This window comes from Pseudomonas sp. H1_F01 (genome assembly GCF_054681425.1).
On record NZ_CP162823.1, the window covers coordinates 4,145,244 to 4,167,934 of the forward strand.

At 61.0% G+C, this 22,691-nt stretch carries 17 protein-coding genes and 2 pseudogenes; 10 read left to right on the forward strand and 9 right to left on the reverse strand.

The features are described 5' to 3' along the window. Positions 1-2: 2 nt before the first annotated feature. Together AB4O09_RS18675 and AB4O09_RS18680 are read right to left on the reverse strand one after the other, a co-directional pair. The gene (locus tag AB4O09_RS18675; RefSeq protein WP_460107353.1) at positions 3-1,424 is read right to left on the reverse strand and encodes an aldehyde dehydrogenase family protein; all 1,422 of its coding nucleotides are present in this window, start codon (positions 1,422-1,424) and stop codon (positions 3-5) included. A gap of 84 nt (positions 1,425-1,508) precedes the next feature. Next, on the reverse strand, positions 1,509-2,957 hold the full coding sequence (locus tag AB4O09_RS18680; RefSeq protein WP_003200784.1) for an APC family permease: 1,449 nt from the start codon (positions 2,955-2,957) through the stop codon (positions 1,509-1,511). A gap of 497 nt (positions 2,958-3,454) precedes the next feature. Between AB4O09_RS18680 and AB4O09_RS18685 the strand changes: the two are divergent. The 4 genes and pseudogenes from AB4O09_RS18685 to AB4O09_RS18700 form a co-directional block, all read left to right on the forward strand. Further along, a pseudogene (locus AB4O09_RS18685) lies at positions 3,455-4,462 on the forward strand (PDC sensor domain-containing protein); the annotation flags it as partial. Between the two features lie 261 nt (positions 4,463-4,723). Continuing rightward, a pseudogene (locus tag AB4O09_RS18690) lies at positions 4,724-5,320 on the forward strand (methyl-accepting chemotaxis protein); the annotation flags it as partial. A gap of 117 nt (positions 5,321-5,437) precedes the next feature. Next, entirely contained in the window at positions 5,438-6,607 is a 1,170-nt protein-coding gene (locus AB4O09_RS18695) for an efflux RND transporter periplasmic adaptor subunit (RefSeq protein WP_003200780.1), read from the forward strand. A gap of 3 nt (positions 6,608-6,610) precedes the next feature. After that, on the forward strand, positions 6,611-9,706 hold the full coding sequence (locus tag AB4O09_RS18700; protein WP_013693042.1) for an efflux RND transporter permease subunit: 3,096 nt from the start codon (positions 6,611-6,613) through the stop codon (positions 9,704-9,706). Between the two features lie 133 nt (positions 9,707-9,839). On the opposite strand, the gene AB4O09_RS18705 is transcribed toward AB4O09_RS18700, so the two are convergent. From AB4O09_RS18705 to AB4O09_RS18720, 4 genes are all read right to left on the reverse strand, one after another. Beyond that, entirely contained in the window at positions 9,840-10,688 is an 849-nt protein-coding gene (locus AB4O09_RS18705; protein ID WP_003200777.1) for an ureidoglycolate lyase, read from the reverse strand. A gap of 31 nt (positions 10,689-10,719) precedes the next feature. Next, complete coding sequence (locus AB4O09_RS18710; RefSeq protein WP_013693041.1) at positions 10,720-11,460, reverse strand: SDR family oxidoreductase; 741 nt, start codon at positions 11,458-11,460, stop codon at positions 10,720-10,722. Continuing rightward, the gene (locus AB4O09_RS18715) at positions 11,457-12,839 is read right to left on the reverse strand and encodes an MFS transporter (RefSeq protein WP_013693040.1); all 1,383 of its coding nucleotides are present in this window, start codon (positions 12,837-12,839) and stop codon (positions 11,457-11,459) included. Before AB4O09_RS18715 ends, AB4O09_RS18710 begins: the two co-directional genes overlap by 4 nt. 275 nt (positions 12,840-13,114) lie before the next feature. Next, positions 13,115-14,065 (reverse strand): LysR family transcriptional regulator, encoded by a 951-nt coding sequence (locus AB4O09_RS18720; protein WP_013693039.1) that lies wholly within the window; start codon positions 14,063-14,065, stop codon positions 13,115-13,117. Positions 14,066-14,178: 113 nt separating this feature from the next. On the opposite strand from AB4O09_RS18720, the gene AB4O09_RS18725 reads away from it, so the two are divergent. Together AB4O09_RS18725 and AB4O09_RS18730 are read left to right on the forward strand one after the other, a co-directional pair. Beyond that, entirely contained in the window at positions 14,179-15,360 is a 1,182-nt protein-coding gene (locus tag AB4O09_RS18725; RefSeq protein WP_003200768.1) for a fumarylacetoacetate hydrolase family protein, read from the forward strand. 49 nt (positions 15,361-15,409) lie between these two features. Next, positions 15,410-17,194, forward strand: a complete 1,785-nt coding sequence (locus AB4O09_RS18730) for an IlvD/Edd family dehydratase (protein ID WP_003200766.1) — start codon at positions 15,410-15,412, stop codon at positions 17,192-17,194. Positions 17,195-17,302: 108 nt separating this feature from the next. On the opposite strand, the gene AB4O09_RS18735 is transcribed toward AB4O09_RS18730, so the two are convergent. Continuing rightward, positions 17,303-17,770 carry a DUF1203 domain-containing protein gene (locus AB4O09_RS18735; protein WP_013693037.1) on the reverse strand — a complete coding sequence of 156 codons (468 nt, stop codon included), beginning with the start codon at positions 17,768-17,770 and terminating at the stop codon, positions 17,303-17,305. 258 nt (positions 17,771-18,028) lie between these two features. On the opposite strand from AB4O09_RS18735, the gene AB4O09_RS18740 reads away from it, so the two are divergent. Together AB4O09_RS18740 and AB4O09_RS18745 are read left to right on the forward strand one after the other, a co-directional pair. Beyond that, positions 18,029-18,247: a tautomerase family protein gene (locus tag AB4O09_RS18740; RefSeq protein WP_003200762.1), complete on the forward strand. Its 219-nt coding sequence runs from the start codon at positions 18,029-18,031 to the stop codon at positions 18,245-18,247. Between the two features lie 73 nt (positions 18,248-18,320). Next, positions 18,321-18,791, forward strand: a complete 471-nt coding sequence (locus AB4O09_RS18745; RefSeq protein WP_460107356.1) for a DoxX family protein — start codon at positions 18,321-18,323, stop codon at positions 18,789-18,791. Between the two features lie 24 nt (positions 18,792-18,815). Here the strand turns inward: AB4O09_RS18745 and AB4O09_RS18750 are convergent, their stop codons facing one another. Continuing rightward, entirely contained in the window at positions 18,816-19,493 is a 678-nt protein-coding gene (locus AB4O09_RS18750; RefSeq protein ID WP_003200758.1) for a TetR/AcrR family transcriptional regulator, read from the reverse strand. Between the two features lie 148 nt (positions 19,494-19,641). Here AB4O09_RS18750 and phlG point away from each other — a divergent pair, with 148 nt between their 5' ends. Continuing rightward, entirely contained in the window at positions 19,642-20,523 is an 882-nt protein-coding gene (gene phlG, locus AB4O09_RS18755; protein WP_003200756.1) for a 2,4-diacetylphloroglucinol hydrolase, read from the forward strand. Positions 20,524-20,543: 20 nt separating this feature from the next. Here the strand turns inward: phlG and AB4O09_RS18760 are convergent, their stop codons facing one another. After that, on the reverse strand, positions 20,544-21,170 hold the full coding sequence (locus AB4O09_RS18760; protein ID WP_003200754.1) for a TetR/AcrR family transcriptional regulator: 627 nt from the start codon (positions 21,168-21,170) through the stop codon (positions 20,544-20,546). 418 nt (positions 21,171-21,588) lie between these two features. Between AB4O09_RS18760 and AB4O09_RS18765 the strand changes: the two genes are divergently transcribed. After that, a complete protein-coding gene (locus tag AB4O09_RS18765; RefSeq protein WP_003200752.1) occupies positions 21,589-22,671 on the forward strand; it encodes a hydroxymethylglutaryl-CoA synthase in 1,083 nt (360 codons plus the stop codon). Positions 22,672-22,691 lie beyond the last annotated feature (20 nt).

Genomic DNA, 22,691 nt, shown 5'->3' on the forward strand with positions numbered 1-22,691 from the left:
CCTCACTCTGTTTCACGCTTGCGTACGTACAGCAGTTGCTGGCCGGTGAACTCCAACAACCCTTCAAGGCCGAACTCGACGCCGAACCCGGACATCTTGCTGCCGCCAAACGGCGTATTCGGCTGGATCAGCGCATGGCAGTTGACCCAGGCCATGCCACATTCCAGGCGACTGGCCAGGGCCTGTGCCTGCTCGCTGTCGCGTCCCCAGACCGATCCACCCAGGCCCATGTCGCCAGCATTGGCGCGACGCAGGACATCCTCGACATCCTGGTAGGCAATCAGCGGCAACACCGGCCCGAACTGCTCCTCATCCACCAGGCGCTGCCCATCGGTCACATCGGCGACCAGCGTCGGCGGATAGAAGAAGCCGGGGCGGTCCAGACGAGCACCGCCACACAACACACGCGCGCCCTGGGCACGGGCATCCGCCACCAGTTCCTCCACCAGCGCCAGCTGTTCGAGGTTCTGCACCGGGCCAAACGTGACCTCGGGCGCCAGGCCGTCACCCACTACCTGACGCTTGGCGATCAGGGTCAGGGCCTCGGCAAAGGCCTCGTACTGGGATTGGTGGATGTATAACCGCTTGAGAGCAGCGCAGGTCTGCCCCATGTTCAGGAATGCGGCCTGGAAAATATCTTCGGCGACCGCCTCGACCGAGGTGCCTGGCAGCACGATGGCGGCATCGTTGCCGCCCAGCTCCAGGGTCAGGCGCTTGAGGTTGCCGGCGGCGCCGCGCATCACGCTCTGGCCGGTGGCGGTGGAGCCGGTGAAGACAATCTTCTGGATACCGGCGTGGGAGGTGATCGCACTGCCGAACCCTTGTTCACCGGTCACGCTATTGATCACGCCCCGAGGCACGTGGCGAGCGATGACTTCCACCAGGCGCAGGGTGCTCAAGGGGGTCAGGCTCGATGGTTTGCTGATCACGCAGTTACCGGCCCGCAATGCCGGCATGATGTGCCAGACAGCGATCATGAACGGCCAATTCCAAGGCGTGATCGACGCGACCACGCCCAACGGCTTGCGGTGCAGTTCAATACGCTGGGTCGGGGTTTCTTCCACCAACTCCACGGGAATCTGCTGCTCGGCGGCATAGCGCGTCCAGGCCACCGCACCCATCACTTCGGAGAACGCCAATTCCAGCGGCTTGCCCTGTTCCAGGACAATGAGCCGGGCCAACGCCTCGGCTTCCTGTTCGAGATCGGTAGCGATGCTCAGCAGGCGCTGGCGGCGATCTTCATGGGTGCTGTGTCGCCACTCGACAAAGGCCGACTGCGCCGCTTCGACGGCAAGGTCCAGCTGGGCCAGGGAACCGGCCGCGCATCGAGCGAACACCGTACCGGTCGCCGGATTGAGCACATCAAAGTGCCCGTTTTCACCGTCGACCCGAGCCCCATTGATGAGCATTTGATAATCGTGCATAGAACCTTCCTTTCACGCGCTGACGAACCGTCCCGAACGACAGCGGACTTGTTTTCTGGGTGGATTGACGTTGTGCCTGACGCCTTAGAGCTTGTGGCTTCCCAGCGCCATGAACCGCTCGGGCGATACCTTGCGCAATCGAGCGGCGAGGAACACGCCGACGATCAGCGCGGCGGGAATCACAGCGCATAGGCCATAGGACAGAAGCTGGCTGGCGCCGGTCAGCACGTCGAAATGAATCACCGCAAGGGCCAGGACCGCCAGCAATGCCAGGCACGAAAAGACCGGAAGAATCCGACCGCGCCAGAGCCCCAGCTTCAGCTCCGGGTGAGCGCGAAAATAGACAAACACCGCCGCTGAGGTCAGCGCCATGAGCAGGATCACGCACAGCGTGGCCAGGTTGGAAAACCAGGCGAACAGCTGAAGGATCGGATCGGCGTCCAGCGCGGCGAAGATCAGCACCACCACCGCCGCGATCAGGCTTTGCAGGACCGAGCCCATGTGCGGACTCTGGTGCACGCGATGGGTGGTGCCCAACCGGCTGTGCAGCAAACCGTCACGACCGATGGCATAGAAATAACGCGCCGCGGCATTGTGGAACGCCAGCAGCCCGGCGTAGATGCTGACCATGAACAGCACGCGGATGATCTGGGTCAGGTGCGGGCCGACAAAGTGATCGGACATGCCGTAGATGAACGTGGTGGGATCCTGGAGCGCTTGCAGGGTCGGCACGATCTTGTCGGCCCCGACGCCAATCACCATCGCCCAGACCGACAAGGCATAGAAACCACCGATCAACAGCACCGAGCTGTAGGTGGCAATGGGAATCGTGCGGTGCGGATTTCTCGCCTCCTCGCCGTAGATGGTGGTGGCCTCGAAGCCGATGAACGCCGCGAAGCAGAACAGCAAGCCGATGGACGGCGTGCCGCTGAACACATGGCTGCGATCGAACGAATCGAGATTGATGCCACTGTCGCCACCGGTTTTGAGAATGGCGAAATCCAGCGTCAGGATCGCCAGGTACTCGGCAATGACCACCACCGACAGCACCCGGGCCGACAGGTCAATCTTGCGATAGCCAAGAATCGCGATGCTCGCCATCGCCAGCAACGAATAGGTCCACCAAGGCAAGTCCAGGCCAAAGACGCTGGCCATCGTGCCACTGACCACGCCGCCGAACATGCCGTAGAGGCCAACCTGCAGAATGTTGTAGGCAAACATCGCCAGCACGCCCGCCGCGCCGCCGGCCAGGCCACCCAAGCCGCGGGAGGTGAAGGCATAGAACCCACCGGCGTTGGTCATGTGGCGGGACATGGCGGTGTAGCCCGCCGAGAACGCCAGTAACACCAGCAAGGCCAGGAGCAGCAATGCCGGCGTGCCAGCGCCGTTGCCCAGCATGATGCCAATGGGGAAACCGCCGGCGATGACGCTCAAGGGACTCGCCGCCGAAATCACAAAGAAGATGATGAAACCGACACCCAAGGCGCCGCGCTTCAACTCCGTCGAGCTGCTGATCGGGAAAGATACACTCATTGTTCTTGACCTTATTGTATGAGGCAGTGTTGCTGGATCGGAGGCGGCCAGCTTCGCCGGCTTCCAAAAGCTTATTGTTTTGCTTGCACGCTGGATTCGATCCTAGGCCCTTGCCAAAACCCTTCGCTATCCCAAAACGGCAGCATCCAAAGCCGCGCCCCAAAACAGGTCAACACTCCTGCATGCCGCGTGCAGCGGCTGCCGATTCGGGATAACCGGCAGGCGTTTCCTCCCGCAAGATAGCCTTGCCCGTCCCTCAAACAGTGCTGGGCACAGAACAATAAAAATCCCTAAGCGCAGGAAACCTCAGCATGTTCTTCGCTCGTCTCTCTATCCAATGGCGGATCACGCTCTTGAGTGGCCTGTGCTTGCTCGCCGTCGTCGGGGCATTGACCGGCGCTTCCTTGTATCAGAACCAGCAAGGCGCAACGCTGCTCAAGCAGCAAAGCAGTCAACTGCTGGGGCGCTCGGCCCTGGAAGGCCTGCAGGCACAGGCCATGGCCCATGGTCAGCGGGTGGAACGCTTTTTCAGCGAAACGGCGATCTATGGGGAAGGTTTTGCCCAGCAGGTCCTGCAACTGCGCACCCAAGCGTGGAACGGGCGACTGACGCCAGGGCAACTGCGCCGGGACCTGATCGCCGCGACCCGCCAAGCCCTTCAAAACCGCGAAAAAGTCCTCGGTTTCTACGTGGTACTGCTTCCCGACGCGCTGGTCGGTGAAGATGTCGGTTTCACTGGCCAACGCGATCTGGCCGGCAATGAAAAAGGTCGCTTTGCCCTGTACTGGTCGCAAAGCCAACCCGGCAATTTGGTGCAAGAGGTGCTCAGCGAAGCCCAGATCAGCGCCAACACCGCACCACCGGGCAGCGAGCCGGCCAACGCCTGGTACGTCTGCCCGCAGACCCAGGGGCGCACCTGCGTGACAGAGCCCTACGCGATCGAGGTCGAAGGCCAGAAGACGTTGATGAGCAGCATCTCCATACCGTTGCTGGACCAGGGCAAAGTCATCGGCGTGGTGGGCATGGACATCAGCCTCGATACCCTTCAGCAACTCGCCGCCAGCCTTGCCAACGACCTGTACCCCGGCCACAGCGAGATCAACATTCTTTCCCCGTCAGGGCAAGTTGCCGGCCATAGCGGCACGGTTGACGGCATCTCCATCGACGTTCAGCAAGCCGTGCAAACCGCTCCCGCCAATACGCCCTGGCAATTGCAGATACGCGTGCCTGAGTCGCTTGTGCAAGCGCCAGCCCTGCAAATGCAGACCCAGTTGGACGACAAGCGTCGCCAGTCCAACTGGTTCAACCTCAGCCTGGGCTTGCTCGCCAGTTGTCTGGGATTATTGCTTATCTGGCTGACGGCCTACGGCGTCACACGGCCCTTGCTCAGGGTGGCGCACATGCTCGACGCCATTGTCGAGGGCGACGGCGATCTCACCCAGCGCCTGCCCAACGACCGCCACGATGAATTGGGCCAACTGGCGAAGGGCTTCAACCGCTTTCTCGACAAATTGCAGCCCATCATCCGCGATATCCAGCAAGCGTCCCTGGACACCCGCGACACCGCCGATACCTCGGCGCAGGTGGCCCGGGAAGTCAGCGCAGGCATGCACACGCAGTACCGGGAGGTCGAGCTGGCCGCGACCGCCCTGCATGAAATGAGCACCAATGCCCAGGAAGTGGCCCGCCACTCCCACCAGGCGGCCGATGCCGCCACCGTTGCCGAAAACGCCAGCCGATCGGGGCGTGAATTGTTCGCCAACGCGGTCACCAGCATCGACAGCCTGGACCGGCGCCTGGAGACCACGCTTGAGCAAGTGCAGGCGCTGGCCGGCAACAGTCAACACATCGGCCAGGTGCTGGACGTGATCTGCGCCATTGCCCAGCAAACCAACCTGCTGGCCTTGAATGCCGCCATCGAAGCCGCCAGGGCGGGTGAACAGGGGCGCGGCTTCGCGGTGGTGGCTGACGAAGTCCGCCATTTGGCCAGCAACACCCAGAACTCGGTCGAGCAGATACGCACGGTGATCGAAGCGTTACAACAGTTGAGCCAGGAGGTCGTGCACAGCACCCAATTGAGCCGCGAGCAGGCCAGGGACAGCGTCGTTCAAGTCGAAAAGACCCAGGCGGCACTGCAACACATCAGCGACGCCGTGGAAGTGATCGAGCACATGAACCAGCAGATCGCCAGCGCTGCCCTGGAGCAAAGCGCTGTGGTCGAGGACATCAGCCATCGCGTCAGTGACATTCGAGGGATCAGCGAGACCTTGACCGGCCAGATGGAACAAGCATCGCAGGCCAGCCACTCGCTGCATGCCATGGCCAACCGTCAACAGCAGTTGGTGGGGCATTTTCGGATCTAGTGGCCCCTGAAACAGACCACTAGGGTGCTTACACAATTTCACAGAGCGCCTACAAAGCTTCACCCCTGCCATTGACCTCGCCCCCTACCATGGGCGGCTCAATATTGGGGAAGCACCATGTCCAAGATTCCTTTCGTCACACTGGGCCTGTTGGTCGGGGCACTGCTGCTCAGTGGCTGTGATAGCGCCTCGACCCCGGAGGCATCCGCTCCGCTGCCAAGCGTGCGCGTTGAAACCGTCCAGGCCCGGCCACTGTCGATCAGCAACGAGCTGAGTGGCCGGATCGCCGCGCCGCGGGTCGCCGAAGTCCGGGCGCGGGTGGCCGGCGTGGTCTTGCAGCAGGTGTTTCGTGAAGGCCGCGACGTCAAACAGGGCGAGGTGCTGTTTCGCATCGATCCGGCACCATTCAAGGCCGACCTGGACAGTGCCGAGGCGGCGTTGCGCAAGGCCGAGGCGAATGCGTTCCAGGCCCGCTTGCAGGCACAACGTTACGCCCAGTTGATCGATGACAAGGCGATCAGTGGCCAGGATTACGACAACGCCCGGGCCAGCGTGCGCCAGACCGCCGCTGACGTCGCTGCCAGCAAGGCCGCGGTGGAACGGGCAAAACTGAACCTGGGGTACGCCACGGTGACCGCGCCGATTTCCGGACGGATCGGTCGCGCCCTGGTGACGGAAGGCGCCCTGGTCGGGCAGAACGAAAGCACGCCGTTGGCGTTGATCCAGCAACTGGACCCGATCCACGCCGACCTCACGCAGTCGACCCGCGAACTCAACGACCTGCGCCGCGCCTTTCGTTCAGGGCTTTTGCAAGCGGTCGGCCAGGGCCAGGCCAAGGCCACGTTGATTCAGGACGATGGCAGCCCCTATCCGCTGCCCGGCAAATTGCTGTTCACCGACCTCAGCGTCGACCCGAGCACCGGCCAGATCACCCTGCGCAGCGAATTTCCCAACCCCGACCTGGACTTGCTGCCTGGCAGTTTCATTCGCGTGCGCCTGGAACAGGCGGTCAATAGCCAGGGCATCACCGTGCCTCAACGGGCGATCCTGCGAGACAGCGCCGGAGTCGCCCAGGTGTTGCTGCTGGACGCCGAGCAGAAGGTCAGCCAGCAACCGGTGCAACTGGGCGTCGCGCAAAACGATCGCTGGGTCGTCACGCAAGGTTTGAAGCCCGGCGACCGCATCGTCATCGAAGGCCTGCAACACGCCCGTCCCGGCGAGCACGTCCAGGTCGATGACACCCCACTTCCCCTCGCCCAGGTTCCCGGGCCACAGGCAGGACACTAAGCCATGCCGCAATTCTTCATCGACCGCCCGGTGTTCGCCTGGGTCGTCGCGTTGTTCATCCTGTTGGCCGGTATCCTGGCCATTCCACAACTGCCGGTGGCGCAATACCCGGTCGTGGCCCCGCCACAAATCGAGATCTACACCGTCTACCCGGGTGCTTCGGCGCAAACCGTGGATGAAAGCGTGGTCAGCCTGATCGAGGAAGAGCTGAACGGCACCGACAACCTGCTGTATTTCGAGTCCCAGAGCAGCCTGGGCAGCGCCACCATCACTGCGACCTTCCAACCCGGCACCAACCCGGAACTGGCCCAGGTCGACGTGCAGAATCGCCTCAAGGCCGTGGAGTCGCGCCTGCCGCAAGCGGTGACCCAGCAAGGCCTGCAAGTGGACAAAGTCTCCGCCGGCTTCCTGCTGCTGATCACCCTCACCTCCAGCGACGGCAAGCTCGACGACGTGGCCCTCAGCGACTACCTGGCGCGCAACGTGATGAACGAGATCAAGCGCCTGGACGGTGTCGGCAAGGCCCAGTTGTACGGGGCCGAACGGGCCATGCGGATCTGGATCGACCCGCAGAAACTCGTCGGTTTCAACCTGACCCCGGCCGACGTCAATGCCGCCATCGTGGCGCAGAACGCCCAGGTGTCGGCCGGTAGCCTGGGCGATTTGCCGAGCCGCAGCACCCAGGAAATCACCGCGACCATCGTCGTCAAAGGCCAGCTCAACACGCCGCAGGAGTTCGCCGACATTGTGCTCAAGGCCAACCCCGACGGCTCGACGGTGCGCATCGCCGACGTGGCACGGGTGGAAATCGGCAGCCAGGAATACCAGTTTTCCACGCGCCTGAACGGCAAGCCGTCCACTGCCGTGGCGGTGCAACTGTCGCCGGGCGCCAATGCCTTGAACACCGCGACCCTGGTGCGCAACAAGATGGACGAGCTGTCGCGCTACTTCCCGGCCGGCGTGGAATACAAGATTCCCTACGACACCTCACCGTTCGTCAAGGTCTCGATCACCAAGGTGATCTACACCCTCGGCGAGGCGATGTTGCTGGTGTTCGCGGTGATGTTCCTGTTCCTGCAGAACATCCGCTACACCCTGATCCCGACACTGGTAGTGCCGGTGGCGCTGATGGGCACCTTCGCGACGATGCTCGCGCTGGGGTTCTCGATCAACGTGCTGACGATGTTCGGCATGGTGCTGGCCATCGGCATCCTGGTGGACGATGCCATCGTGGTGGTGGAGAACGTCGAGCGGATCATGGCCCAGGAAGGCTTGTCGCCCAAAGAGGCCACGCGCAAGGCCATGGGGCAGATCACCGGGGCGATCATCGGCATCACGCTGGTGCTGGTGGCGGTGTTCATTCCGATGGCGTTCATGCAGGGCTCGGTGGGGGTGATCTACCAGCAGTTCTCGCTGTCGATGGCGACCTCGATCCTGTTCTCGGCGTTTCTCGCACTGACCTTGACCCCGGCGCTTTGCGCGACCTTGCTCAAACCGGTCGCCAAGGGTGATCACCACGCCAAGAGCGGTTTCTTCGGCATGTTCAACCGTGGTTTCGACCGATTCGGCGAGCGCTATCAAGGTTGGGTGGCCCATGCGGTGAAACGCAGCGGCCGTTATCTGCTGATCTACGGCGTGTTGCTGGTGGGCATGGGCCTGCTGTTCAGTCGCCTGCCCTCCTCGTTCCTGCCGGTGGAAGACCAGGGCTACACCATCACCGACATCCAGTTGCCACCGGGTGCCAGCAAGAGTCGTACGGTGCAGGTGGTGGAACAAATCGAAGCCCACAACGCCGGTGAACCGGGAGTCGGTGACAGCACGATCATTCTCGGTTTCAGCTTTTCCGGCAGTGGGCAGAACGCGGCCCTGGCCTTCACCACCCTCAAGGACTGGTCGCAACGCGGCGCCGATGATTCGGCGGCGTCCATCGCCGACCGCGCCAACCTGGCGCTGAGCCAGATCAAGGACGCCATGGCGTTCTCGGTGCTACCGCCGCCGGTGGACGGCCTGGGCACGTCCAGCGGTTTCGAGTTCCGTTTGCAGGACCGTGGTGGCCTCGGCCATGCCACCTTGATGCAGGCCCGCAGCGAATTGCTCGCCGCCGCCGACAAAAGCCCGATGCTGATGAATGTGCGTGAAAGCGCCCTGGCGGAGGCGCCGCAGGTGCAATTGGAGGTCGACCGCAAGCAGGCCAATGCCCTGGGCATTTCCTTTGCCGACGTCGGCAGTGTGTTGTCCACGGCAGTGGGTTCGACCTACATCAACGACTTCCCCAACCAGGGGCGCATGCAACGGGTGGTGGTCCAGGCCGAGGGCGACCAGCGCAGCCAGGTCGAAGACTTGCTGAAGATTCATGTGCGCAACAACAGCGGAAAAATGGTCCCGTTGTCAGCCTTCGTCCAGGCCCGCTGGACCCAGGGGCCGGCGCAATTGACCCGCTATAACGGTTATCCGGCGGTGAGCATTTCCGGTGAACCGGCACCGGGCTACAGCACCGGGCAAGCCATGGCTGAAATCGAACGGCTGGTGGCCCTGGGGCCGACGGGACTGGGCCAGGAATGGACGGGGTTGTCCTTGCAGGAACGCTTGTCCGGCAGCCAGGCGCCCATCCTGTTGGGCCTGTCGCTGCTGGTGGTGTTCCTGTGCCTGGCGGCGCTGTACGAGAGTTGGTCGATCCCGACCTCGGTGTTGCTGGTGGTGCCGTTGGGTGTGCTCGGCGCGGTATTGGCCGTGTCGTTGCGCGGCATGCCTAACGATGTGTTCTTCAAGATCGGGCTGATCACCATCATCGGCCTGTCGGCGAAAAACGCGATCCTGATCATCGAGTTCGCCAAGAGCCTGTACGACGAAGGCCACGACCTGATCGACGCCACGCTCCAGGCAGCACGCCTGCGCCTGCGGCCGATCATCATGACCTCGCTGGCCTTCATCCTTGGGGTGGTACCGCTGGCGATTGCCACGGGCGCCAGTTCGGCAAGCCAGCAGGCCATCGGTACCGGAGTGATCGGCGGGATGATCACCGCGACACTGGCGGTGGTGTTTGTGCCGGTGTTTTTTGTGGTGGTGATGAAGCGCGTGAGGCGTGTTGATCCCAAGTGAGGTTAAGCCAGACCATCGCTATCGCGAGCAAGCTCGCTCCCACAGGGGCCTGCGGGGCACATGAATTGTGTGCCTGCCGAAGATCCAATGTGGGAGCGAGCTTGCTCGCGATAGCAGTGGTCCGGTCTAGCCCTCAGTCCGCCTGCACCGTGACCTGGCGCTGCTCGCCCAAGCCCTGGATTCCCAGGCGCATGGTCTGGCCCGGACGCAGGAACACCGGGTTGGGCTTGATGCCCAAGCCGACGCCGGGCGGCGTGCCGGTGGAGATCACATCCCCAGGTTGCAGGCTCATGCAGCGGCTCAGGTAGGCAATCAGTTGCGGCACGCTGAAGATCAGCGTTCGGGTATTGCCGTTCTGATAGCGGTGTCCGTCGACCTCCAGCCACAGGTCCAGCGTATGCGGGTCGGCGATTTCGTCCCGGGTCACCAACCACGGCCCAAGGGGACCGAAGGTGTCAAAACCTTTGCCCTTGTCCCAAGTACCGCCGCGCTCCAGTTGCCACTCGCGCTCGGACACATCGTTGATGACGCAGTAGCCGGCGACATGCTCCAGGGCGTTCGCTTCGTCGATGTAGCGCCCGCCTTTCCCGATGACCACGCCCAGCTCGACTTCCCAGTCGGTCTTGAGCGAGCCGCGCGGGATCTGGATGTCGTCGTTCGGCCCGCAGATGGCACTGGTCCACTTATTGAAGATGATCGGCTCTTTTGGCACCTCCATGTTCGACTCGGCCGCATGGTCGGCGTAGTTCAGGCCGATGCAGATGAATTTGCCGACCTGGCCGACACAGGCTCCGATCCGTGGCTGGCCGGCCACGATCGGCAAGCTGCGCGGGTCGAGGGCGGCGAGCGTTGCCAGGCTATCCGGGCCGAGAACCAGCCCGGCGATGTCCGGCACATGGGCCGAGAGGTCGCGGATCTGATTGTCGGCATCCAACAGCCCGGGTTTTTCCGAACCTTTTTCGCCGTAGCGCAATAGTTTCATGTCGTGCTCCTGCTCAAGTGAAGACCGGGGTTCAGATGCTCATGCCACCGTCGATGATGTGGATGGCACCCGTGGTGTAGGCGCACGCATCGCTGCCCAGGTACAACGCCAACTGCGCGATCTCTTCAGTGTGGCCGATGCGGCCCATGGGCTGGCGGTCGAGAAATTGCCGGTAGACCTGTGCCTCATCGACGCCCTGCTGCGCGGCCTGGTCAGCAATGCGCTGGCGCAACGAGGGGGAATCCACGGTGCCAGGACAGATCGCGTTGCAACGGATGCCTTGGCTGACGAAGTCGATGGCGACGGCCTTCGTCAGGCCCACCACCGCAGCCTTGCTGGTGGCATAGGCGAAGCGATTGGGCACGCCCTTGACGCTGGAGGCCACCGACGACATGTTGATGATCGAACCGCCGCCACGGGCCAGCATGCCCGGCAGGAACGCACGGATCATCCGGTACATGGCCGTGACATTGAGGTTCATCGAACGTGCCCAGGCGGCTTCGTCGCAGTCGAGGATGTTGCCGCTGTGTACGAAGCCTGCGCAGTTGAACAGCACGTCAAGCCCACCAATGCGTTCGCAGGCGGCACTGATGGCCGCGGGCGACGTGACGTCCAGGGTCATGGCGGTGATCCCTTCGATCCCCGCCAGTGCGTGGATATCGATGTCAGTGGCGAACACCTCGGCACCGGCCCGGGCGAAGGCAATAGCGCTGGCCAAGCCAATGCCCTGCCCCGCTGCCGTGACCAGTACGCGCTTGTTTTGTAGGTTCATGCGGTCTCCAGTTGGGCTGCCGTGGTGGCGTGCTTGGGTGTCCTGCCGAGCATTGAGGCGGGAATGGCCAGGATCAGTCCACCGCTGACCAAAAGACACAAGGCTAGTACATAGGTGCCGTTGTTGATGTTGCCCGTGAGGGTCTCGGCCACGGCGGTGATCATCGAACCGGTGAAACCCGACAGGTTGCCGATGGCGTTGATCATGCCAATCCCGGCTGCGGCGGCGACGCCCGACAGCACGGTGCCCGGCAGGGTCCAGAAAATCGGCATCAGACTGAGGATCCCCGAAGCGGAGACGCTGAGAAAGAGCACGGACAACACCAGGTTGTCGGCGAAGAACGCGCTGAGGATCAGGCCGGCGCCGCCAATGAACGCCGGAATTGCCGCGTGCAGGCGCCGCTCACCGGTGCGGTTGGAGTGCCGGGCGTTGAGCAGCATCGCCACCACTGCCACCGAGTAAGGAATGGCGGTCAGCAAACCGATGTGCAAGCTGTTGGTGATGCCGGTGCTCTTGATGATCGACGGCATCCAGAACGCCAGGCCATAGAAGCCGGTGTTGAAGGTCAGCAGGATCAATACCAGCAACCACACCCGGGGGTTGAGGAACACTTCGCTCAAGCGCGTGGCCTTGCCCTGGTTGTCGGTTTGCAGGTTGGCCTTGAGCAGGGCTTTTTCCGCGACAGAAAGCCATTTGGCTTTGTCGATGTTGTCGGCCAGGCAGACGATCACCACGAACGCCATGATGATCGAAGGAATGCCTTCGATCAGCAACATCCATTGCCAGCCAGACAGGCCATGCACCCCTTGCATGCTGTTCATCAGCCAACCGGAGAGTATCCCGCCCAGGGTCAGGCTGACCGGCAACGCCAGCAGGAACCCGGACATCACCCGGCTCTGCCGATGGGTCGGGAACCAGTAGTTGAGGTACAGGATCACGCCAGGGAAGAAGCCCGCTTCACAGATGCCCAACAGGAAACGCAGCACATAGAACATCGTGCTCGATTCGAGGTGGAAGAAAGCCGCCAGCGGCACGGTGTAGGCCACGGCCATGGACACCACCGCCCAGGTCAGCATGATCCGGGCAATCCAGAACCGCGCGCCAAAGCGATGCAGCAACAGGTTGCTGGGGACTTCGAAGAGGAAATAGCCCCAGAAAAACATACTGGCGCCCAAGGCATATACGGTGTTGCTGAACTGCAGCTCGTTGAGCATGTCGAGCTTGGCGAACCCTATGTTCACCCGATCGAGGTACGCCGCCATGTAGCACAACAGCAGGACCGGAAGGATGCGCCAGATGACCTTGCGGTAGGTCCGGTCTTCGAAATCCAATTCGCAGGCGGGAGCCTGCGCGGGCAACTGCTCGGAGATGGTTTGCATGAGGTAACCCCTGATTGTTTTTATTGGGTCACGTCGAATGAGCGAATCATCCGGCGATTGAACGAGGACTCTACTGTCGGGAAGCGATTCTTTCCCAATGGCATTTTTGGATTAGTTGATAACGATGCGTTATCGAAATGATCTTCAGACCCATGGAACCTGTGACGAGTCATCTGTGGGAGCAAGGCTTGCCCGCGATGAAGACGACGCGGTCTGAGGGGAAACGAGGCGCCTGCATCGCGGGCAAGCCTTGCTCCCACAGATTCATACTGCCCTTAAGCGGGCTGCATGGCGGCCAGGCGCGCGTTGTCCTTGAGGATCTCGGCGAACTCCAGCGCCGCGCCCACCAACGGCTCATCCTTGCGCGTGAGGATGCCGTAATCCTGCGGCGCCAGGTGCAGTGGGGTATCGAGGGTCTTGAGCTGACCGCTTTCGAGCAGCGGGTCGACCATTGCATTGGGCAGCATGCCGATCATGGGCCCGCGCTGCAGCACTTGGAGGAAGGTCTGCATGGAAATGGTGTCGATGGTATTGCGCGGCATTCCTACGCCAGCCTCGGCGAAGGCCAACTCCATGCGTGCGCGAATCGGTGTGCCGACCGGATAGAGAATCCACGGCAAGTCCACCAGTTGCTGCAAGGAGACCGGACCCGCGCCAGCCAACGGATGGCGGTAGTTGACCACAATGCAGAACGGTTCCGGGGCCAACGGCTGGAAGTCATAGCGCTGCTGCTGGCTTTGATCGGTAAAACGGGCCACCGCCAGGTCGAGCGTCTTCTCTTCAAGCATCTCCATCAGGTGGTTACTGGTCTGCTCCACCACTTCAATCGACAGCAACGGCCAGCGCTGCTTGATCTGCAGGATCGCCTCGGGCAAAGCCACCGCAGTGGCGGCAAAGATCCCGCCGACCTTGAGAAAGCCGTGGCCGCCCTCGCGCAAGCTGCTGATCTGTTCGACGAACGAGCGCGCATCATTCAAGGCAATCTGCGCATACCGCAGTACGTGTTCGCCCAAGGCCGTGGGCGGCATGCTCCGTGGCAGCCGTTCGAACAAGGCAAAGCCGAGCAGGCTTTCGATTTCCTTGAGCATCTTGCTGATGGCCGGCTGGCTGAGGTTCATCTGCTGCGCCGCCAGGTGCATGTTGCGGGTGCGCCCCAACGTGTCGATCAGCAGCAAGTGGCGGAACTTGAGCCAGCCGCAGAAGCTGGAGAAGGACAGATCTGACATGGCTATTCCTCAGGCCGGCGATAACCCGACGTTATCAAATACTGAATATATCTCATTGGAGTTTATCGAGCGGCCACCCTAGCGTGAAGGCTTTACGAACAGGAAGACTGGCCATGTCGCTACTGCTTACTCCCGAGAACACCCTGCCCGTCGATGGCGTGGCCGGAACCCTGATTGGACGTGCCTGGGTGCCAGGCCGGATCGCCGGGCCTTCGCCCATTGCGTTGCGCAGCGACGGCGTGTTCGATCTCTCGGATCGTTTTGCGACATTGAGTGATCTGCTGGAAACCGAATCGCCGCTGGCCGCCGTGCGACAGACGCCCGGCACCTTCATCGCCAGTGTCGAAGCCCTGCTGGCCAACACCGGCCCTGATGCCGACCCGAGCAAGCCGTCGCTGTTGCCGCCACTGGACTTGCAAGTGATCAAGGCCGCTGGCGTGACCTTCGCCGCCAGCATGATCGAGCGTGTGATCGAGGAACAGGCCGGCGGCGATGCCGCGAAGGCCGAAGCCGTACGCGCCACGGTGCACAGCGTGATCGGCGACAACCTGCGCACGATCGTGCCGGGCTCCGAGCAAGCCATGCGCCTGAAGGCCCTGCTCATCGAACAGGGCATGTGGTCGCAGTACCTGGAGGTTGGCATCGGCCCGGATGCGGAGATCTTCACCAAGGCACCGGTCCTGGCCGCCGTGGGCAGCGGCAGCCGCATCGGCATTCATCCGATATCGCAATGGAACAACCCGGAACCGGAAGTGGTGCTGGCGGTGAACAGCCGTGGCCAGATCCACGGCGCCAGCCTGGGCAACGACGTCAACCTGCGGGACATCGAAGGCCGCAGTGCGCTGTTGCTGAGCAAGGCCAAGGACAACAACGCCTCCTGCGCCATCGGGCCGTTCATTCGCCTGTTTGACGAACACTTCAGCCTGGATGATGTAAGGGATTGCGTGGTCGATCTTCAGGTACAAGGCGAGGATGGCTATCGCCTGCACGGCTCCAGCTCCATGAGCCAGATCAGCCGCGACCCGCAGGACCTGGCAGGCCAGACGCTCAACGCCAATCACCAATACCCGGATGGTTTTGTGCTGTTTCTCGGTACCCTGTTCGCCCCCACCGAAGACCGTGATCATGCCGGCAGCGGTTTCACCCACAAACGCGGGGACGTGGTCAGCATCAGCAGCCCGTTGCTCGGAAGCCTGCATAACCAGGTGACCCACAGCTGCGATGCCGCCCCCTGGACCTTTGGTGTCAGCGCCTTGCTGCGTAACCTCGCCGCCCGAGGACTGCTGGACCGCTAAAACGCCACGACCGTGACCGATTCATCCAATTACAAGAGAGAAATGAATCATGAGTGACACGTCAAAACGCCGCCTGCGCAGCGAGCAATGGTTCAATGACCCTGCCCACGCGGACATGACCGCCCTGTATGTCGAACGCTACATGAACTACGGGATGACCCGCGAAGAGCTGCAGTCGGGACGCCCGATCATCGGCATCGCCCAGACCGGCAGCGACCTGACGCCCTGCAACCGTCATCACCTGGAACTGGCACAACGGGTCAAGGCCGGCATCCGTGATGCCGGCGGCATTCCCATGGAATTCCCGGTACACCCGATCGCCGAACAGTCGCGCCGCCCCACCGCCGCGCTGGACCGCAACCTGGCGTACCTGGGGCTGGTGGAGATTCTTCACGGTTACCCATTGGACGGCGTGGTGCTCACCACCGGCTGCGACAAGACCACCCCGGCCTGCCTGATGGCCGCGGCGACCACCGACCTGCCGGCCATTGTCCTGTCCGGCGGGCCGATGCTCGACGGTCACCACAAGGGCGAGCTGATCGGCTCGGGCACCGTGCTCTGGCATGCGCGCAACCTGATGGCCGCCGGCGAGATCGACTACGAAGGCTTCATGGAAATGACCACCGCGGCATCGCCGTCGGTGGGTCACTGCAACACCATGGGCACCGCCTTGTCGATGAACGCCCTGGCCGAAGCCCTGGGCATGTCCCTGCCCGGTTGCGCGAGCATCCCGGCGCCCTATCGCGAGCGCGGGCAAATGGCTTATGCCACCGGCAAGCGCATCTGCGAACTGGTGCTGCAAGACATTCGCCCGTCACAAATCATGACCCGCCAAGCCTTCGAGAACGCCATCGCCGTCGCCTCGGCCCTGGGTGCTTCGAGTAACTGCCCGCCGCACCTGATCGCCATCGCCCGGCACATGGGCGTCGAGCTGAGCCTGGAGGACTGGCAACGGATTGGCGAGGACGTGCCGCTGCTGGTCAATTGCATGCCGGCGGGCAAGTACCTGGGTGAAGGGTTCCATCGGGCTGGAGGCGTGCCAGCGGTCATGCACGAACTGCAAAAAGCCGGGCGCCTGCATGAAGACTGCGCCACGGTCAGCGGCAGGACCATCGGCGAAATCGTCGGCAGCAGCCTGACCAGCAACACCGATGTGATCCATCCCTTCGATACCCCGCTCAAGCACCGGGCCGGCTTCATCGTGCTCAGCGGCAATTTCTTCGACAGCGCGATCATGAAGATGTCGGTGGTGGGCGAAGCGTTTCGCAAGACCTACCTGTCCGAGCCCGGCGCCGAGAATAGCTTTGAAGCCCGGGCCATCGTGTTCGAAGGACCAGAGGACTACCACGCCCGCATCGACGACCCGGCGCTGGACATCGACGAGCGCTGCATCCTGGTCATTCGCGGTGTCGGCACGGTGGGCTATCCCGGCAGCGCCGAGGTGGTGAACATGGCCCCGCCGGCCGCGCTAATCAAACAAGGCATCGACTCCCTGCCCTGCCTCGGCGACGGTCGCCAGAGCGGCACTTCGGCGAGCCCATCGATCCTCAACATGTCCCCGGAAGCGGCCGTGGGCGGCGGCCTGGCGTTGCTGAAAACCAACGACCGGCTGAAAGTGGACCTCAATACCCGCACCGTGAACCTGCTGATCGACGACGCCGAGATGGCCCAGCGCCGACGCGAATGGACGCCGAATATTCCGCCTTCGCAAACGCCCTGGCAGGAGCTGTACCGGCAATTGGTGGGACAGCTTTCCACCGGGGGTTGCCTGGAGCCGGCCACGTTGCACCTGCGGGTGATTGCTCGTAGTGGTGAGCCGCGTCATTCGCACTGACAACAGCCAACTCAGTATCGCTTCCGCGCATCGGGCCGTGGAGCGATGCTCCAGGCTTGCAGGCCCGAATGCTTTCAAGCCAAGTCTGCAAGCACGACCTCCCCTTGCCTACACCCGATCTATCCGCCCCGAGTAACACCCCTGCTTAGCATTGTGAACGTGGATGTAACTGACCTCAGGATTGGCAAACATCCGGCTGATCACAGGCTCTATTGCCTGTCCGTCCACCACATCGGCATCAAGCATCATCCCCTCCTCGGAAAAAGCACGCAGGGACAGTAGTCGGATGCGCATGACCTCGGGCACTTGGTTGACGGCGTCGTAAGCCTGGGGCGCCCCCTCTCGGATGAAAATCGCATGGGAGGCGCGATACGGCGAGTTGGCCGGCTGACTGACATGGTTCAGTAAGAGCATGCGTTGCCCCAGCTCCGCATCTTTCATTTCTATGCGATCAGGAAAGCCTGGCTGGCAGTCAACGACATAACGCCTTATCCCCCGCGAGGCGAGTGCTTCATCGGACAATCCAAACAGCGCGCGGAATGGATCGGGGGCAAGGCCTGTGATGCGAAAGTTCATGATGGGCACCTCTTGATGTGAGTGCCTAGAAGAGAACACCTGGGCAGAACCCGCTATCCGGTTCTTGCGGCGAAAATCATATGACACCGCATGCATCCGGAGGTTGGCACGTGAGAGCGTTCCACGGCGTCGATTGTTCACGGTTATTGAATTCAGATGGCAACTCGGCAGGGTTTATCTCCAGGGCCCAAACAAGAAAAATGCGCGCCATGGGCTGTTCGCCCGACCCAGTCTGTTTCACACCCACGGAGCAAACCGATGCCATTCGCCAACTATAAATTTCCCGAAGGAATCCTGGACCACGCCCGCAAAGAAGAGATCATTCATCGCACCACAGAGATGTTCGTCGAATACTTCGGCGAGGGAGTTCGTCCGTTCACCATGGTGCTGGTCGAAGAGGTTGCAGACGGCGGATGGGGGCGCGCTGATGAAACGCTGACGCTGGCGAAGATGGGGCTGCCTGCCAAAGGACAATAGCGCCTTCGGAGTATTCAAAAGGCCTATCGACGTCATGTATCAGTGCTTCAAGCAAACCAGCCAAGGATTTCCCATGACAACTCAAGACCTATCATCGCTGCGCTGCGCGGTGGTCACGGTGACTGCACGAGTCGCCCGCTTCGAACCTCACCTGTACGCCGCGCTGCGGATCGTCTTCGCCGTGGTCCTGTTTACCCACGGTTTGCCGAAGGTTCTGCGCACCGCCCATGGATCGATGGCTGATCCAATGAGCGCGTCGATCAACCTCATCCAGAACGTGATGGGGCTGCCTTTCGCTGCACAGCTTGCCTTCCTGGTCATGCTCCTGGAGACGGTCGGTGCGCTCATGCTGGCGATGGGGCTCGGCACGCGACTCGTCGCACTGCTGATCGCCATTGAGATGGTTGCAATCAGCTATGCGCTGGGACCGACATGGCCCTGGATAGATCGGGGCATCGAGTTTCCTGTACTGATGGGTTTTCTGGCCCTCTACATCGTCGCGCGCGGCGGCGGCGCCTACTCAATGGACGCGCGCCAACGGTAGCCCCCGATAACCATGGATCCCGCGTCAGCTTGCAGCGTCGTGCGCAGTCGCCGCCACTGCCTGGAGCCCACCAAGGGCATAACTCATCATGTGGTCGATCAAACCCTGCGGCTCGAGACTCAACCCTTGCAGTACATGCTGCTTTAACGGCTGATGGGCTATAAGCAAGAAAAGACAGGGGGCGAAGACGCTGATGGCGCTGCGCAGGGTTGTCGGATGATCCGCTGGCAAGTTCATGATTTGTCCAAGCAAGCCACGCAGAATGTGCGCCTTGGGAAACGATTGTTCCTTGAGCACCACCTCGAACTCGGGAGAAGGCGAAAGCACTTCGCGCGTGAGCACTTTCAGCGCCCAGCCATCCGGATGGTCGTGCAGGCGCTCGACCAACACGGTGATGAGGGCACGTAATTTGTCTTGCGGCGACCCTGGCCGCTCGTTAAGCGAAACCAGAGTTTCCATCCGCATCAACCGAGCGTGGGCTTCGAGCAATACCGCGCGGTACAGGCCCTCTTTGTTTACGAAGTGATAATTCACCGCCGCGCTGTTGGCTTGCGAACGTTCGCAAATCTGCTTGCTGGTGGTGTTGGCCAACCCTTGTTCGGCAAACAACTCACCCGCCTTTTCCAGAATCTGCAGCCGCGTTGCCTGCCCATCGAGTCGCGAAGCACGAGGCAGGGAAGGCTTGCCAATGGCATTGTCCATGAGCTCATCTCTTTATAGTTCTAATTCAAATTTGACTTTTTATTTCAGCCTACCTATTTTGGTCCCGTCATTGTCCCTTTACAACACCACGTGAGGACTTTGCAGCCGATGCTGCGGGCTTTTCACGCACTACCAAGGAAATACCGTCATGGAAGCGCGCGTAATGACACCTTTCACCTACTTCTCATTGCCAATGCAGAAGCAGTTCCTAGCCAATCAGCGGGCCATCCAAGGCAAACCCTACGCCGACTTTTTCCGCTCGAAGATCAGCGTGCCGCTCAGTGCCGTCGAAAAGATACAGCAAGGCCCCATGCCCTTGGCTGACGCCTTGACGCCCAGCGTTGAAGACCTTAACCGCATGCTCGCCACTGATTTCATTAGCGAAGAGGCCGGATACGCGCTGCTGCCAGGGCCGATGGCCTACGTGCAAAGTCGCAAGTTTTTCCCCAACTGCACAGCTGAGATGCTCAAGTGGTGGTTCATGTGGCATCCACTGGAGGCTGAACGCTACACCCTGTGGTTTCCTTATGCCCATGTGGAAAACCCCTGTGTTCATCACGAGCGCCTCCTGGACGATACCCTGAGCTTCGAGGAGCGCTTGTATGGCAATACCTTTTGCGCCTCCGAGTACGTCGGTGACCGCCTCATGCACCTGCACATTGATTTCAGGGACCCCTGCGAGCTGGGCTTCTGTCCGGACCTGTACCGCGAATCCAAAATAGACGGCAGCGTCAGCGCCCTGATGAGCCTGGCCCATGAACCGCAAGTGCCGGTGTCGCTGATGGCGCACTTGTTCAAGGAATGTCCGGAGGGTTTGTACCTGACGAGCCGTTACTGGGTCGGCAGCCACCCCGCCATGCAGCGTTTTCCAGGCGCCGAGCGAGCCGCTCAGCTACTGGAAGAAAACGGTCTGGGAGAGGTTGAGCTGGAAACCCTGGCTTATGAATTTGCGGTGCATGACTTGTGTGAGTTCAACCATCTGGCCAGCATCCTGCCGAGCCTTCATGCACAATTCAGCGGCACGAAATAAGCGCATCCCCTCCCCGATAATCAGGCTTCGGCGGCGTCTTGAACCGCCGCCGAAGTCGGACGCAATACCCCGTTCATTAGCAGTGTCGTGAACTCATTGATATCTGCCTCCACCTCCAACTGCTCGGTCAACAGCCGGTACCAGCAAAACCCAAAGATCATATCCAAGAGCAATTCACGCGACGTATCCTTGGGCAACTCGCCCTGCTGAATAGCTTTTTCCACCAGCTTGCGAGGCAACTCCCGGCGCCGCTCCATGAATTCGTCTTTCAGCTTGGGCAACGTGCTGGGATCGAGCTGGGCCTCAGCAATGACGCATCGAAAAGCCTCCCCGCAAATCGTTTCTCGCCAGACCTTCCAGAGATTGAGCAGCAAGAAATTGAGATTCTCCTTGAAAGAGCCTTTATCAGGCTCTTTGCGAATCTGCTCGCTTTCACTCTCGTAGACCTCGGCGATCAAGGCTGCCTTGTTACCCCACCACCGGTAGATTGTCGGTTTGCTCGCGCCAGCGCGGCGGGCCACCGCCTCGATGCTCAACCCCGAGTAACCGCACTCCTTAAGGGTTTCTATGGCAGAAATGATGATCGCTTTGTGCGTGTGAGGGCTCCTCAATGAGCCAATGGAGCTCCGAGATGGTTTACGGGCCATAAATCAAAATCTCCAATATGGCGCTTGACAAAAGAGACTCAGGGTATAGGATTCTCTCGAAAAGCAATGAAACGGATCGTTTCGTTTTGTATGTTTATTTGATCTCAGCTTCTGCTTAGCAGGGGGTCTCTTGAGCGCTTATTACCTCTAAATAGGGAGATATGAGAAGGAAAGTCATAAATTTTTAACGCTACCTTAATGATACGGTACGTTTCGTATCATACATAATGATTGTACGAAAACAAACCTATTGTTCATAGGTTGACCGGTAGGTTCTGACGCTTGAACCTGCCGATTTATGGGCATGGGACCGCCATTTATCACTTTGCGAGCACCAATAGATAGTTTCTAAATATTTCATGCACCTGTCACGGCTTTCTGCCAGCAGGTGAAAGAACGGAATCTGGAGGAAGTACACATGAATAAAGTAGGAATTGTGAGCTATGGCGCGGGCATCCCGGTCTGCCGGCTCAAGGTGGACGACGTGATCCAGGTGTGGAAAAACACCGATTTGAGCTTGGTAAAGGGTCAACTGGGTGTTCTCGAAAGGGCTGTACTGCAGCCTGATGAAGACGTCATTACCTTGGGCGTCCTTGCCGCCCAACGCGCACTGGACAAAGCGCCGCCTTGTTCCCTTGAAGCGCTTTATCTTGGCACCTGCACCAATCCATATGACTCCCGGGCCTCGGCCGCGATCATCCTGGAAATGCTTGGCTGCGGCTATGACGCCTTTTGTGCTGACGTGCAGTTTGCCGGCAAATCAGGCACCAGCGCCCTTCAGATTGCATACGCCCTGGTAGCATCGGGCATGGTGGGCAACGCGTTGGCGGTGGGCGCCGATACGATCAACCGCAACACCGCCCCCGGTGATCTGACAGAGTCCTACGCCGGAGCGGGCGCCGCTGCCCTGCTGTTGGGTACAGAAAATGTGATCGCGCATTTTGACGCAAGTTTTTCTTGCGCGGCGGATGTCGCTGACAACATCAGGCCTCAAGGGGACCGCTATATCCGGTCGGGAATGGGACTGGGTTCGGACAAGAACAGCATCGGCCTTGAAGACCAGACTCGCCGTGCTGCCTCGGGATTGATGGCCAAGATCCATGCGCAGGCCGGTGATTTCGATTATGTCGTCTTTCAACAGAACCTGGTGTCGACCCCCTACTCTCTCGGCAAGCACCTGGGATTCACGACGGCGCAAATAGAACCTGGCATCTATGCCCAGAGCGTCGGCGATGCTGGGGCAGCGAGCCCTTTGCTGGGCTTGGTCAACGTCCTCGATCAAGCGCGTCCCGGCGAAAGAATCCTGGTGGTTTCCTATGGGTTTGGTGCAGGCAGCGATGCCATTGCCTTGACCGTCACCGATGCCATCGAAGCCTATCAAAAGACCAACGTTCCGCTGCGCACGCTGCTGGAGGATAAGTACTACGTGGATTACGGGACGTCGATCAAGTACGAGTTCAAATACTTGCGGCCCGACTATGCCCTGACGGCCTATCTCTGATTCCAATCCATCCAGCAAGG